14 protein-coding genes are annotated in these 13330 nt (G+C 61.1%); 1 reads left to right on the top strand and 13 read right to left on the bottom strand.

Features of this window, described 5'->3' with window-relative positions; all coding sequences use genetic code 11:
- Position 1: 1 nt before the first annotated feature.
- The 13 genes from J1D76_RS05120 to ccoN (J1D76_RS05060) all read right to left on the bottom strand — a co-directional run bounded on the left by J1D76_RS05120 (position 2) and on the right by ccoN (J1D76_RS05060) (position 12530).
- Positions 2 to 2452, bottom strand: coding sequence for a heavy metal translocating P-type ATPase (locus J1D76_RS05120; protein WP_421137321.1), 2451 nt, complete (start codon positions 2450 to 2452; stop codon positions 2 to 4).
- A gap of 155 nt (positions 2453 to 2607) precedes the next feature.
- Positions 2608 to 3147 carry a FixH family protein gene (locus J1D76_RS05115; RefSeq protein ID WP_421137320.1) on the bottom strand — a complete coding sequence of 180 codons (540 nt, stop codon included), beginning with the start codon at positions 3145 to 3147 and terminating at the stop codon, positions 2608 to 2610.
- Between the two features lie 11 nt (positions 3148 to 3158).
- The gene (gene ccoG / locus J1D76_RS05110) at positions 3159 to 4574 is read right to left on the bottom strand and encodes a cytochrome c oxidase accessory protein CcoG (protein ID WP_421137319.1); all 1416 of its coding nucleotides are present in this window, start codon (positions 4572 to 4574) and stop codon (positions 3159 to 3161) included.
- A 205-nt stretch (positions 4575 to 4779) separates the two neighbouring features.
- Complete coding sequence (locus J1D76_RS05105; protein ID WP_421137318.1) at positions 4780 to 5190, bottom strand: type II toxin-antitoxin system VapC family toxin; 411 nt, start codon at positions 5188 to 5190, stop codon at positions 4780 to 4782.
- A complete protein-coding gene (locus tag J1D76_RS05100) occupies positions 5190 to 5444 on the bottom strand; it encodes a type II toxin-antitoxin system Phd/YefM family antitoxin (RefSeq protein WP_421137317.1) in 255 nt (84 codons plus the stop codon). Before J1D76_RS05100 ends, J1D76_RS05105 begins: the two co-directional genes overlap by 1 nt.
- Before the next feature lie 184 nt (positions 5445 to 5628).
- Positions 5629 to 6606: a cytochrome-c oxidase, cbb3-type subunit III gene (ccoP, locus tag J1D76_RS05095; protein WP_421137316.1), complete on the bottom strand. Its 978-nt coding sequence runs from the start codon at positions 6604 to 6606 to the stop codon at positions 5629 to 5631.
- Entirely contained in the window at positions 6603 to 6788 is a 186-nt protein-coding gene (locus J1D76_RS05090) for a CcoQ/FixQ family Cbb3-type cytochrome c oxidase assembly chaperone (RefSeq protein WP_003175465.1), read from the bottom strand. The genes ccoP (J1D76_RS05095) and J1D76_RS05090 overlap by 4 nt, the downstream gene beginning before the upstream one ends.
- 5 nt (positions 6789 to 6793) lie before the next feature.
- Positions 6794 to 7402 carry a cytochrome-c oxidase, cbb3-type subunit II gene (ccoO, locus tag J1D76_RS05085; protein WP_421137315.1) on the bottom strand — a complete coding sequence of 203 codons (609 nt, stop codon included), beginning with the start codon at positions 7400 to 7402 and terminating at the stop codon, positions 6794 to 6796.
- Entirely contained in the window at positions 7402 to 8844 is a 1443-nt protein-coding gene (ccoN, locus tag J1D76_RS05080; RefSeq protein ID WP_421137314.1) for a cytochrome-c oxidase, cbb3-type subunit I, read from the bottom strand. Before ccoN (J1D76_RS05080) ends, ccoO (J1D76_RS05085) begins: the two co-directional genes overlap by 1 nt.
- Positions 8845 to 9326: 482 nt before the next feature.
- Positions 9327 to 10280: a cytochrome-c oxidase, cbb3-type subunit III gene (gene ccoP / locus J1D76_RS05075; protein ID WP_421137313.1), complete on the bottom strand. Its 954-nt coding sequence runs from the start codon at positions 10278 to 10280 to the stop codon at positions 9327 to 9329.
- Positions 10277 to 10468, bottom strand: coding sequence for a cbb3-type cytochrome oxidase subunit 3 (locus J1D76_RS05070; RefSeq protein ID WP_421137366.1), 192 nt, complete (start codon positions 10466 to 10468; stop codon positions 10277 to 10279). Before J1D76_RS05070 ends, ccoP (J1D76_RS05075) begins: the two co-directional genes overlap by 4 nt.
- An 18-nt stretch (positions 10469 to 10486) precedes the next feature.
- Positions 10487 to 11095, bottom strand: a complete 609-nt coding sequence (gene ccoO / locus J1D76_RS05065) for a cytochrome-c oxidase, cbb3-type subunit II (RefSeq protein ID WP_421137312.1) — start codon at positions 11093 to 11095, stop codon at positions 10487 to 10489.
- Between the two features lie 10 nt (positions 11096 to 11105).
- Positions 11106 to 12530, bottom strand: a complete 1425-nt coding sequence (gene ccoN, locus J1D76_RS05060) for a cytochrome-c oxidase, cbb3-type subunit I (RefSeq protein WP_421137311.1) — start codon at positions 12528 to 12530, stop codon at positions 11106 to 11108.
- A 94-nt stretch (positions 12531 to 12624) separates the two neighbouring features.
- Between ccoN (J1D76_RS05060) and J1D76_RS05055 the strand changes: the two genes are divergently transcribed.
- Positions 12625 to 13302 (top strand): alpha/beta family hydrolase, encoded by a 678-nt coding sequence (locus tag J1D76_RS05055; RefSeq protein ID WP_421137310.1) that lies wholly within the window; start codon positions 12625 to 12627, stop codon positions 13300 to 13302.
- Positions 13303 to 13330 lie beyond the last annotated feature (28 nt).

The following is a 13330-nucleotide window of genomic DNA, read 5'->3' as shown; positions in this document are numbered from 1 at the left end:
CTCAGGCCGGCAGCGGGCGGGTTTCTGGCGAAGTGTCGAGGGCGGGCGCGCCCGGCAGGCGAGTCAGGCGCAACGCGTTCAACACCACGGTCAGCGAACTGATCGACATGCCCACCGCGGCCCACACTGGCGTGATCCAGCCGAGGGCGGCGAAGGGCAACATGAGGCCATTGTACAACCCGGCCCACAGCAGGTTCTCGATAATGATCCGGCGAGTGCGCCGCGCCAGGCTGAAGGCCTGCACCAGCGCGTCGAGGCGGTTGGACAACAACACGGCGTCGGCACTGGTTTTCGCAAGGTCCGTGGCCGAGCCCATGGCGACGCTGATATCCGCCGCCGCCAGCACTGGCACGTCATTGACGCCGTCCCCCAGCATCAACACTTTGCGGCCTTCCTTGTGCAGCTGTTGCAACACTTGCAACTTATCGTCCGGGCGCAAACCGCCGCGGGCTTCATCGATGCCGAGTTCCGCCGCCACGCTGGCGACCATCGGTGAACTGTCGCCAGACAGTAGCAGCGTGCGCCAGCCCCGCGCCTTGCACGCCGCGAGCAACGCCGGTGCGTCGGCACGCAAGCGATCATCGAGGACCAGCCAGGCCAGCGGTCCCTGGCTGTCGCCGAGCAGCAGCCATTGGCCGGCTTCCTCAGGCATCGTCGGTGTCGCGGCGCCACTGAGTTCACAGACAAAACGCGGTTGGCCGATGCGCAGGCGTCGCCCTTCAACCAGCCCCTCCAGGCCAAGGCCCGGGCTGCTGTGGACTTCTTCGGCCGCCAGCGGCGCGCGACCGAAAGCGCGGGCAATCGGGTGTTCGGAACGGTTTTCGAGGGCGGCGGCGAGGCTCAGGCATTGATCGCTGTCGAGGGCGCCGAGGGGACGGATCGAGCGCAGCGCCAGGCGTCCTTCGGTGAGGGTGCCGGTCTTGTCGAAAATCACCGTGTCGATCTGATTCAAGCCTTCCAGCACATGGCCGCGAGTCAGTAGCAGGCCGAGTTTGTGCAAGGTGCCGGTGGCAGCGGTGAGGGCGGTCGGCGTCGCCAGTGACAAGGCACACGGGCAGGTTGCCACAAGCATTGCCAGCACGATCCAGAACGCCCGCGAGGCATCCAGTTGCCACCACAGCAGGCCAATCGCCGCGACCGCAATCAGCGACAACAGCAAGAACCATTGCGCGGCGCGGTCGGCGATTTCCGCCAGCCGTGGCTTTTCCGCCTGGGCACGATCAAGCAGGCGGACGATGGCCGAGAGGCGCGTGTCCTGGCCCAGGGCCTGAACCTCGACGGTCAGCGCACCTTCGACGTTCAGGGTGCCGGCGGTGACCGCATCGCCGAGAGTGCGCGGTTGCGGCAGGTATTCGCCGGTCAGCAGCGACTCGTCGACACTCGACTGGCCGTCGAGGATCTTGCCGTCAGCCGGCAGGATCGCGCCCGGATGCACCAGCACCTGATCGCCGACGCGCAGCTCACTCAGCAGGATGCGCTCGCTCTGGCCGTCGGCCATCAATCGCAGGCACGAGGCGGGCAACAGGTTCACCAGCTGCGCGGTGGCGGCGGCCGTGCGTTCGCGGGCGCGCCGTTCCAGATAGCGTCCGGCCAACAGGAACAGGGCAAACATGCCGACGGCATCGAAATACAGTTCGCCGACGCCGGTGATCGAGGTCCAGATCCCCGCAACGTAGGCGCTGCCGATGGCCAGCGACACGGAAACGTCCATGGTCAGGTGGCGGGTGCGCAGATCACGCAGGGCGCCTTTGAAGAACGGTGCGCAGCTGTAGAACACGATCGGTGTGGTCAGGAATAACGCGACCCAGCGCAGGATCGTGTGCAGCTCGGGGCTGAGGTCGATGTTGAATTCAGGCCAGGTGGCCATCGTCGCCATCATCGCCTGGAACCACAGCAACCCAGCTACGCCGAGCTGGCGCAGGGCCCGACGGTTTTCGCTGGCCAGTTGTTCGCTGGCACGGTCGGCTAGATAAGGGTGTGCGGCGTAACCGATCTGGCGCAGTTCGCTGAGGATCTGGCTCAGGGGCAATTGAGCATCGGTCCAGCGTACGTAGAGCCGATGGTTGGACAGGTTCAGGCGCGCTTCAGCCACGGCCGGCAGGGTGCGCAGGTGTTTCTCGATCAGCCAGCCGCACGCGGCGCAACTGATGCCTTCCATCAACAGGGTGGTTTCGGCGAGTTCGCCGTCGTGGCGCACGAAAGGTTGTTGCACATCGGCGCGGTCGTACAGCGCGAGTTCGTCCACCAGTTGCACCGGCAGCGCCTCGGGGTTGGCGGAGGCTTCGCTGCGGTGTTGGTAATAACTTTCCAGCCCGCCGGCGATGATAGCCTCGGCCACGGCCTGACAACCCGGGCAGCAGAATTCGCGCGATTGCCCGAGCACGACGGCGGTGAAGCGGCTGCCGGCCGGGACGGGCAGGGCGCAGTGGTAGCAGGAGAGTGGGGTGGTCATTGAGTCGTCACTAGTACCGCAGGATCTCTATCGTCGGATAGGGCCTCTTCGCGGGCAAGCCCGCTCCCACAGTGATTGGCGGTGAATCTCGATTTTGCAGTCAATGCAAAGCCTTGTGGGAGCGGGCTTGCCCGCGAATGCGCGAAGCGCTGGTTTTATTTTTTCAGGTCTTCGGCGCCCTGCAATGGTTCATCACCCAGCAGCAGATCCTTGTCATGGCTGACCAGTTCTTCCTCGAACATGCGCCAGATATGGTCGTCCTGGGTGCCCAGCAATTCAACAAAGCGTCGGCCTTCGATCTTGTCGCCCAGTTGACCGACGTAGCGACCCTGTTCGGTTTCGCTGCGGGTCAGGGTGATCTTGCGATCCTTCTCCGGTTGGGTTGGCGAGATCAGGTTCAGTTCCAGGGTCTGGGGCTGGCTGTCACCGCTCAGGCGCAGGTCAACCTCGCCAGTGACGTCATCGAGATGAACGCTGGCGCGCATTTTCAGGTTCTGGGCCAGCAGTTCACGGTCAAGCGAGCGGTTGATGCCTTTGCCGGCCTCGTAGTAATTGTCGTTGACCAGGTTGTCCGGGTTCTTCACCGCGATGGTCACCATGGACAAGGTCAGCGTCACCGAGCAGGCCAGGATCCCGATGATGATCCATGGCCAGAGGTGCTTGTACCAAGGGCTTGCGGCAGTTGCTGCGGGCATGTTCAGTTCTCTCAACGATTTTGTGGGCCGATGAACCGGCTCTTGGCTTCAATGTGGACGCTGTCGTCATCGGCGTCCTTGAGGATGAATTTCACCTCGTTGGTGCTCGACGGCAGTTTTTCCGGTGCGACGGACAGTTCGGCGGGCAGGCTGACGATATCGCCGGCCGCGACCTTGATCTCGCGCCGGCCCTGCAACTTGAGGTCCGGCAGGCCGGCAGCATCAAGCAGGTAGGTATGATCGCGCTGGTCCTTGTTCATGATCTTCAGGCTGTAGACGTTTTCTATCCGGCCTTCGGCGTTCTCACGGTACAGCACGCGGTCCTTGCTGACATCGAAACCCACCAGCGCCCGCATGAAGAACGCGGTCACCAGCAGGCTGATCATCGCCAGCAACACGATGGCATAGCCGATCAATCGTGGACGCAGTTTATGGGTTTTCTGCCCGGACAGGTTGTGCTCGGTGGTGTAGCTGATGAGGCCGCGCGGGTACTCCATCTTGTCCATGATCGCGTCGCAGGCATCGATGCACGCGGCGCAACCGATGCACTCGATCTGCAGGCCGTCGCGGATGTCGATACCGGTCGGGCAAACCTGGACGCACATGGTGCAGTCGATGCAATCGCCCAGGCCCTGGGCCTTGTAGTCGATGCCTTTCTTGCGCGGGCCACGGCCTTCGCCGCGACGTGGGTCGTAGGACACAATTAGCGTGTCCTTGTCGAACATCACGCTCTGGAAGCGTGCGTAGGGGCACATGTAGATGCACACCTGTTCGCGCAACCAGCCGGCATTACCGTAGGTGGCGAGGGTGAAGAAACCGACCCAGAAGTACGACCAGCCATCGGCCTGGCCGGTGAAGAAGTCGAACACCAACTCGCGGATCGGTGAGAAATAGCCGACGAACGTCATGCCGGTGACGAAGCCGATCAGCAGCCACATGGCATGCTTGCTGAATTTACGCAGGAACTTGTTGGCGCTCATCGGCGCCTTGTCGAGCTTGATGCGTTGGTTGCGGTCGCCTTCGGTGACTTTTTCGCACCACATGAAGATCCAGGTCCAGACGCTTTGCGGGCAGGTATAGCCGCACCAGACCCGGCCGGCATACACCGTGATGAAGAACAGGCCAAACGCAGCGATGATCAACATGCCCGACAGCAGGATGAAATCCTGGGGCCAGAAGGTGGCGCCGAAAATGAAGAATTTGCGCTCCGGCAGGTTCCACCAGACGGCCTGGTGACCGCCCCAGTTCAGCCACACCGTACCGAAATACAGCAGGAACAACACGGCACCGCCGGTCATCCGCAGGTTGCGAAACAGGCCGGTGAAGGCGCGGGTGTAGATCTTTTCTCTGGAGGCGTAGAGGTCGACGCTGTTGTTCGCGTTCTTGGTGGGTGGCGTGACGTCGTGTACCGGAATCTGGTTGCTCATCATTGCATCCCACGGCAGTGGAAAAGTGCCTCGGTCAGTACGTGCCGAGCGAGGTCAAAAAGGGGTATTGCAGTGGCGCAATGATACGCCTGTCGCTCTAGCCTGCGGGTGCGACCTTTGGTCACGTTTGGTAAATTCAATTGATGGTGTAATGACTTGAATCAATTGACTTGGGAATTATGGACGTTTTTGCGCAGCTCGCCGCTCATTCGATCCAAGGGTTAATCAGTTCTACACCGCTGGACTGAAAGTCTGCGACGTTGCGTGTGACCACCGTCAAACCATGTACCAGCGCAGTGGCGGCAATCAAGGCGTCGCTTTCATTGGCTCTGTCCGGGACATGCAGGCTGGCGCAACGAATCGCTACAGCGGCATCGACTGGAAGGATTCGCGCATCGAAGGCCGGCATGACGTGATGCTTCAACCAAGTGCGCAAGACTTTCCCCTGGGTGGGATCCCTGCGCTCCATTCGCAGGACACCCGTTTCCAGTTCCTTCAAGGTAATAGCAGAAATGAACATCCGTGGCGCGATGATGCTTTTGGCCCATGCAACGACGTTCGCGTCAGCCTGGGGTTTACGCAGTTCAGAAATGACGTTGGTGTCGAGTAGATACATCAGGACAGGTCCACAGGGCGATGTTTGATCACGGCGCGCTCGGTTTCGAATTCGAAATCGGCTGCCTCTGGCATGACCAGCAGTTCGACGATGTCTGCGCTGGTGCCGGTCAATTTTTGGTAGTCCTCAATGCTTAGCAGGACATGGGCCGGTTTGCCTCGATCGGTGATGAAAACCGGTCCCTGACGAGCGGCTTTTTTGGCACCACTTGTGTCCTGGTTGAATTCACGGCTGGAAATGGTGGTGATGGCCATCATGGTTGGCCCTCCTGAAGTTTCTTTGTAGAAACGTTACTACTGTGCGTCTCGTCCCACAACCTCAGAGAGGGCACAGGGCATTACCATTGGTCGTCGAGCGCCAGAGATTAGGGCGAAAAAACAAAACGGCCCCGCCAATTCACACTGGCGGGGCCGTTTTTTGTTGCTTCAAGCGTTTGCCTTACTGAGCGTCCGCTGCCTTCTCGCCGTGAGACAGGCTGTAGACGTAGGCGGCCAGCAGGTGGACCTTGTCGTTGCCTTGCAGTTGCTCTTGCGCAGGCATCTGGCCCTGGCGGCCGTAACGGATGGTCTGCTGCAGTTGCGCGAAGCTCGAACCGTAGATGAACGCGGCCGGGTGGGTCAGGTTGGGTGCGCCCATGGCTGGCGTACCTTTGCCTTCCGGACCGTGGCACGCCACGCAGTTGCCGGCGAACAGTTTCTGCCCGGCCACCGGGTCAGCCTTGGTGCCTTCCGGCAGCTTGCGGCCATCGAGGTTGGTCAGGACGAACGCGGCCACGTCGGCCACGCCTTGCTCGCCGATCACTTCAGCCCATGCCGGCATCACCGCATGACGGCCGCCCATGATGGTGGTCTTGATGGTCTGCGGCTCGCCGCCCCAGCGCCAGTCGGCGTCGGTCAGGTTCGGGAAGCCATAGGCGCCCTTGGCGTCGGAACCGTGGCACACCGAGCAGTTGGAGGCGAACAGGCGGCCACCCATCTTCAGTGCTTGCGGGTCCTTGGCCACTTCCTCGATTGGCATGGCGGCGAACTTGGCGAAGATCGGACCGAACTTGGCGTCCGACTTGGCCATTTCCTTTTCCCACTCGTGCACGCCGGTCCAGCCGGTCTGGCCGTTGGCGAACGGGGTCTGCTTCTCGTTGTCGAGGTAGCCGTAACCCGGCAGCAGGCCTTTCCAGTTACCCAGGCCCGGGTACAGCGCCAGGTAGCCCAGTGCAAAGATGATGGTGCCCACGAACAGCATGAACCACCATTTCGGCAGCGGGTTGTCGTACTCTTCGATGCCATCGAACGAGTGCCCGACCGTCTCTTCCGTCTGCTCGCTACGCTGGCCCTTGCGGGTCGACAGTAACAGCCAGGTCAGGGCGAAGATCGTACCGAGACTGAGGACTGTGACGTACAGACTCCAGAATGTAGTCATTCTTTGTTACTCCTAGAAGCTTGCTCGACGTGCTTGATGGCTTCGGGATCATCCGCGAAAGGCAGCAAGGTCGCGTCTTCAAACTCCGACTTGCGCTTGGGACTGAACACCCACAGGGCCAGTCCGATAAAGGCCACCATCACGACAACGGTGCCCAGGCCACGAATCATCCCGATATCCATCCAGATCACCGTTTGCTTTTGATGATGGTGCCCAGGCCCTGCAGATAGGCCACCAGCGCGTCCATTTCGGTTTTGCCCTTCACCGCATCCTTGGCACCGGCGATGTCTTCGTCGGTGTAAGGGACGCCGAGCGTGCGCAAGACTTCCATTTTCTTGGCGGTGTCTTTGCCGTCGAGCTTGTTTTCCACGAGGAACGGGTAGGCCGGCATTTTCGACTCGGGCACGACGTTGCGCGGGTTGTACAAGTGCGCACGATGCCAGTCATCGGAGTAACGACCGCCGACACGGGCCAGGTCCGGACCGGTGCGCTTGGAACCCCACAGGAACGGGTGGTCCCAGACGCTTTCACCGGCGACCGAATAGTGGCCGTAGCGTTCGGTTTCAGCACGGAACGGGCGGATCATCTGCGAGTGGCAGCCGACACAACCGTTGGCGATGTAGACATCCCGGCCTTCCAGTTCAAGGGCGGGGCGCGGCTTCATACCCTCGACCGGCTTGTTGGTGACATCCTGGAAAAACAACGGAACGATCTGGGTCAGGCCGCCGATGCTGACGGCAATGACCATGAAGAAGGCCAGCAGGCCAATGTTCTTCTCGACTGCTTCATGCTTCATCAGTGAGCTCCAACTACGGCAATCTGGGCGGCGGCTTCGGCTTCAGCCGGATCCGAGGCACGTACGGTACGCAAGACGTTGTAAGCCATGAACAACATGCCGGTGGCGAAGAACGCACCCCCCAGGGCGCGGACGATGTAGCCCGGATGGCTGGCTTGCAGCGCTTCGACGAACGAGTAGGTGAGGGTGCCGTCGTCGTTGATTGCACGCCACATCAGGCCCTGGGTAATGCCGTTGACCCACATCGAAGCAATGTAGAGCACGGTACCGATGGTCGCGAGCCAGAAGTGGGTGTTGATCAGGCCGGTGCTGTGCATCTGCGCACGACCGAACAGTTTCGGGATCATGTGGTAGACCGCGCCGATCGAGATCATCGCTACCCAGCCCAAGGCACCGGCGTGTACGTGGCCGATGGTCCAGTCGGTGTAGTGAGAGAGCGAGTTGACGGTCTTGATCGCCATCATCGGGCCTTCGAAGGTCGACATGCCGTAGAACGCCAGCGATACCACGAGGAAGCGCAGGATCGGGTCGGTGCGCAACTTATGCCAGGCGCCCGACAGGGTCATCATGCCGTTGATCATGCCGCCCCAGCTTGGCGCCAGCAGAATGATCGACATTGCCATGCCCAGCGATTGCGCCCAGTCCGGCAGCGCGGTGTAGTGCAGGTGGTGGGGGCCGGCCCAGATGTACAGGGTGATCAGTGCCCAGAAGTGCACGATCGACAGGCGATAGGAGTAGATCGGACGCTCGGCCTGCTTCGGCACGAAGTAATACATCATCCCCAGGAAGCCGGTGGTCAGGAAGAAACCGACGGCGTTGTGGCCGTACCACCACTGGATCATCGCGTCAGTCGCACCCGAGTAGGCGGAGTAGGACTTGAACAGGCTGACCGGCAGCGACATGTGGTTGACGATGTGCAGCATCGCGGTCACGACGATGAAGGCGCCGTAGAACCAGTTACCGACATAGATGTGCTTGGTCTTGCGCTTGACGATGGTGCCGAAGAACACCAGCGCGTAAACGATCCAGACAATGGCCAGCAAAATGGCCAGCGGCCATTCCAGTTCGGCGTATTCCTTGGTGGTGGTGTAACCCAGTGGCAAGGTAATGCCTGCACCGACGATCACCGCTTGCCATCCCCAGAAGTGGAAGGCCGCGAGGCTGTCGGAAATCAGTCGCGTTTGGCAGGTTCGCTGCACGACGTAGTAAGAAGTGGCAAACAGTGCACATCCACCGAAGGCAAAAATCACCAGGTTGGTGTGCAACGGGCGAAGGCGTCCAAAGCTCGTCCACGGCAAACCGAAGTTCAACTCCGGCCAGACCAGTTGCGAGGCGATGAAGACACCAAGCCCCATGCCAAGGATCCCCCAGACCACCGTCATGATGGCGAACTGGCGGACTACCTTATAGTTATAAGCAGTCGGACTGATTGCTGTGCTCATTCTAAGGTTCCACGGTTTGGGTGTTTTATTAGGATTAAAAATCGGCCGCAAGTATGTAGAAAGCAGGGGGTCATTGCAACGCGCCATGACCTGGGTCAATGCTTTCAAATGCTGATTCTGCGGCCTTTCCATGCGCCGCGTAAGGACAAAAATGCCCGTGGGCAAAATGTCCCGGCGAACTAAAAAGGCGAGGGGTTCAGGTCACATGTAACGGGGTGTGTTCAAACGCAACGATTGGCTGACCAAAGGCAATTAGCGCGACAGCCGGTATTACCGGCCTTTGCGGCCTGTCATCGGGCAGAATCGTCGGGCACCTCGCTTCTGGTCGACCTGGAACCGGTGCTTGCCGGTCCGCATCGGGGGAAGCTTAGACCCGAATCCGGGGAACCGAAAGGAAGAGTCTCAGAGGGTGCGACAATGCGTCGCAAAGAGGCAGGGAGGCTGCCGCATTCGGGTGAATGCGGCAGTAGAGCGGTCGAAATTTATTCGCCCTGGCCTTCGTTCGGCGAATCCTTGGCGCCGGCCGCGTGCGACAGGCTGTAAACGTAAGCGGCCAGCAGTTGCACCTTATCGTTACCGAGCAGTTCGTTCTGCGCCGGCATATGGCCCTGGCGGCCATGACGAATGGTTTGTTCAAGCTGCGTCAGGCTGGTGCCGTAGATGAACCCCGCCGGGTGCGTCAGGTTCGGCGCGCCCATGGCTTGCGTGCCCTGGCCGTTTGCCCCATGACAGGCGACGCAGGTGGTGTTGAACGCTTGTTGTCCGGCCTGCAAGTCAGCTTTGTTGTCGGCGGGCAGCGGCAGGCCGGCCAATTCGTGACGCACATAGGCGGCGACATTCTTCACGCCGTCTTCACCCAGGACTTCACCCCAGGCCGGCATCATCGCGATCCGGCCACCCATGATGGTGGTCTTGATGGTGTCGGCATTGCCGCCCCAGCGCCAGTCGCTGTCGGTCAGGTTGGGGAAACCGTACGCACCCTTGGCGTCCGAGCCATGGCACACCGAGCAGTTGGAGGCAAACAGGCGGCCGCCCATTTTCAGCGCTTGCGGGTCCATCGCCACTTCTTCCACCGGCATCGCGGCGAATTTGGCGAAGATCGGCCCGAACCTGGCGTCCGCCTTGGCCATTTCCTTTTCCCATTCGTGCACGCCGGTCCAGCCGTTCTCGTAGCCGGGCAGGACGCCTTTCCAGTTGCCCAGGCCCGGGTAAAGGATCAGGTAGCCGACGGCAAACACCAGTGTGCCGGCGAACAGCATGAACCACCATTGCGGCAGTGGGTTGTCGTACTCCTCGATGCCGTCGAAGCTATGGCCCATGGTCTGGTCGACGCTGCCCTTGGTTTCGCCCTTGCGGGTGGCGATCAGCAGCCAGGTCAGGCCGATCAGGCTGCCGAGGGTCAGTACGCAGATCCACGTACTCCAGAAGGTGGTCATGGCCGGGTACTCCTTGTGTCTTCGGTGATATCGGGTTGCGGTTCGTCGGCGAACGGCAGCAGGCGTGCTTCGGCGAATTGCGCACTGCGCTTGCCGCTGAACACCCACAGGGCCAGGCCGACGAAGGCGATGAAGACGACGACTGTGCCCAGACCACGGATCATTCCAGTGCTCATTTCACTCTCTATAAAAGTCATGGGCACGGTTCACCTCTTGCTCTTGATGGCAGTGCCGAGGACTTGCAGGTAGGCGACCAGCGCGTCCATTTCGCTCTTGCCCTTGAGTGATGCCACGGCGCCGGCGATGTCGTCGTCGGTGTACGGCACGCCGAGGGTGCGCATGGCGCGAAGCTTGATTTCGGTGTGGCTGCTGTCGAGTTGATTGGCCACCAGCCACGGGTAGGCCGGCATCTTCGATTCCGGCACGACGTTGCGCGGGTTGTACAAGTGCGCGCGGTGCCAGTCGTCCGAGTAACGTGCGCCGACTCGTGCTAGGTCTGGCCCGGTGCGTTTCGACCCCCACAGGAACGGGTGATCCCAGACGCTTTCACCGGCGACCGAGTAGTGCCCGTAGCGTTCGGTCTCGGCGCGAAAGGGGCGGATCATCTGTGAATGACAGCCGACGCAGCCTTCACGGATATAGATGTCGCGACCTTCCAGTTGCAGCGCGGTGTAGGGCTTCATGCCTTCCACCGGTTTGTTGGTCACGTCCTGGAAGAACAGCGGGACGATTTGGGTCAGGCCGCCAATGCTCACGGCCAGGATCATCAGCAGCAGCAACAGGCCGACGTTTTTCTCGATAGTTTCGTGTTTCATGGCGGACTCCTCAGGCCATCTGCGCGGCTGCGGCGACGTCGGCAGGCCGGGAGGCCCGCACGGTACGCCAGGTGTTGTAGGCCATCAGGAACATGCCGCTGAGGAAAATCGCGCCACCCACCAGCCGCACGACGAAGCCTGGGTGGCTGGCCACCAGGGTTTCGACGAAGGAGTAAGTCAGCGTGCCGTCCTCGTTCACCGCACGCCACATCAGGCCCTGGGCGATGCCGTTGACCCACATCGAGGCGATGTACAAAACGGTGCCGATGGTGGCGAGCCAGAAGTGCGCGTTGATCAGGCCGATGCTGTGCATCTGCTCGCGACCGAAGACTTTCGGGATCATGTGGTACAGCGCGCCGATGGAAATCATCGCCACCCAGCCGAGCGCGCCGGCGTGAACGTGGCCGATGGTCCAGTCGGTGTAGTGGGAGAGGGCGTTGACGGTCTTGATCGCCATCATCGGACCTTCGAAGGTCGACATGCCGTAGAACGCCAGCGACACCACAAGGAAGCGCAGGATCGGGTCGCTGCGCAATTTATGCCAGGCGCCCGAGAGGGTCATCATGCCGTTGATCATGCCGCCCCAGCTTGGCGCCAATAGAATCAGCGACATCACCATGCCCAGCGACTGCGCCCAGTCGGGCAGCGCGGTGTAGTGCAAGTGGTGGGGGCCGGCCCAGATGTACAAAGTGATCAGTGCCCAGAAGTGCACGATCGACAGGCGATAGGAGTACACCGGGCGCTCGGCCTGTTTCGGCACGAAGTAGTACATCATCCCGAGGAAACCGGCGGTGAGGAAAAAGCCCACGGCGTTGTGGCCGTACCACCATTGCACCATCGCGTCGGTGGCGCCCGAATACAGCGAGTAGGACTTGGTGAAGCTGACCGGCAGTTCCAGGTTGTTGACGATGTGCAGGATCGCCACGGTGATGATGAACGCCCCGAAAAACCAGTTGCCGACGTAGATGTGCTTGGTCTTGCGCTGCATGATCGTGCCGAAGAACACGATGGCGTAGGCGACCCAGACGATGGTGATCAGGATGTCGATCGGCCATTCCAGCTCGGCGTATTCCTTGGAACTGGTGTAGCCCAGCGGCAGGCTGATGGCCGCCAGCAGGATCACCAGTTGCCAGCCCCAGAAGCAGAACGCGGCGATTTTCGGCGCAAACAGTTGGGTCTGGCAGGTGCGTTGCACCGAGTAGAACGAGCTGGCGAACAGCGCGCAGCCGCCGAAGGCGAAGATTACCGCGTTGGTGTGCAGCGGGCGCAAGCGACCGAAACTGGTCCACGGCAAATTGAAATTGAGTTCGGGCCAGACCAACTGGGCAGCGAGAAAAACCCCGAGCCCCATGCCGACGATGCCCCACACCACCGTCATAATGGCGAATTGGCGGACCACCTTGTAGTTGTAGGCGGTACTGATAGAAGTGTTCATGGTTCCCCATCCACGGTTCAGCCGGAATGAGTGCGCAGCGTTTGGCAGCGCACCCTTCGGCCGGAGTTATAGGCAGACTTAAAGCGAGGCAAGCATGGACAAAGGGCACAAGGCCGGTATTGACGGGGATCAATGGGCGCAATGTGTGCGCGATCACGGATGGCTCTGGAACGCGGAATCCGGCCCGGCTTCGGCGACGCTCATCCTCGCCCATGGTGCCGGCGCACCGATGGACAGTGACTGGATGAACGACATGGCTGCACGCCTCGCAGCCCTTGGCGTGAACGTGTTGCGCTTCGAGTTTCCCTACATGGCGCAACGGCGCCTCGACGGTGGCAAACGCCCACCGAACCCGGCACCGAAACTGCTGGAATGCTGGCGCGAGGTGTATGCCCAGGTGCGACGCCATGTCACTGGGCCGCTGGCCATCGGCGGCAAGTCCATGGGCGGACGCATGGCCAGCCTGTTGGCCGATGATTTGGAGGCGGATGCGTTGGTGTGCCTGGGCTATCCGTTTTATGCGGTGGGCAAACCACAGAAGCCACGGGTCGAGCATTTGGCGGGCTTGAAGACGCGGACGTTGATCGTGCAGGGCGAACGGGATGCATTGGGTAATCGGGAGGCGGTCGAAGGGTACGCGCTATCGCCGAGTATCGAGGTGTTCTGGCTGGCGGCGGGGGATCATGATCTGAAGCCGTTGAAGGCTTCGGGGTTTACCCATGAGCAACATCTGGCGTCTGCGGCGCAGAAGGTGGCTACATTCCTGTCGTGAGGTTTTGGGTTGGCTGGCAGGGCCCTTT

The sequence above is a fragment of the Pseudomonas sp. NFX15 genome, assembly GCF_049132105.1.
In the GTDB taxonomy this organism is placed as follows: Bacteria; Pseudomonadota; Gammaproteobacteria; order Pseudomonadales; family Pseudomonadaceae; genus Aquipseudomonas.
This window is presented reverse-complemented; position numbering and strand designations above follow the sequence as displayed.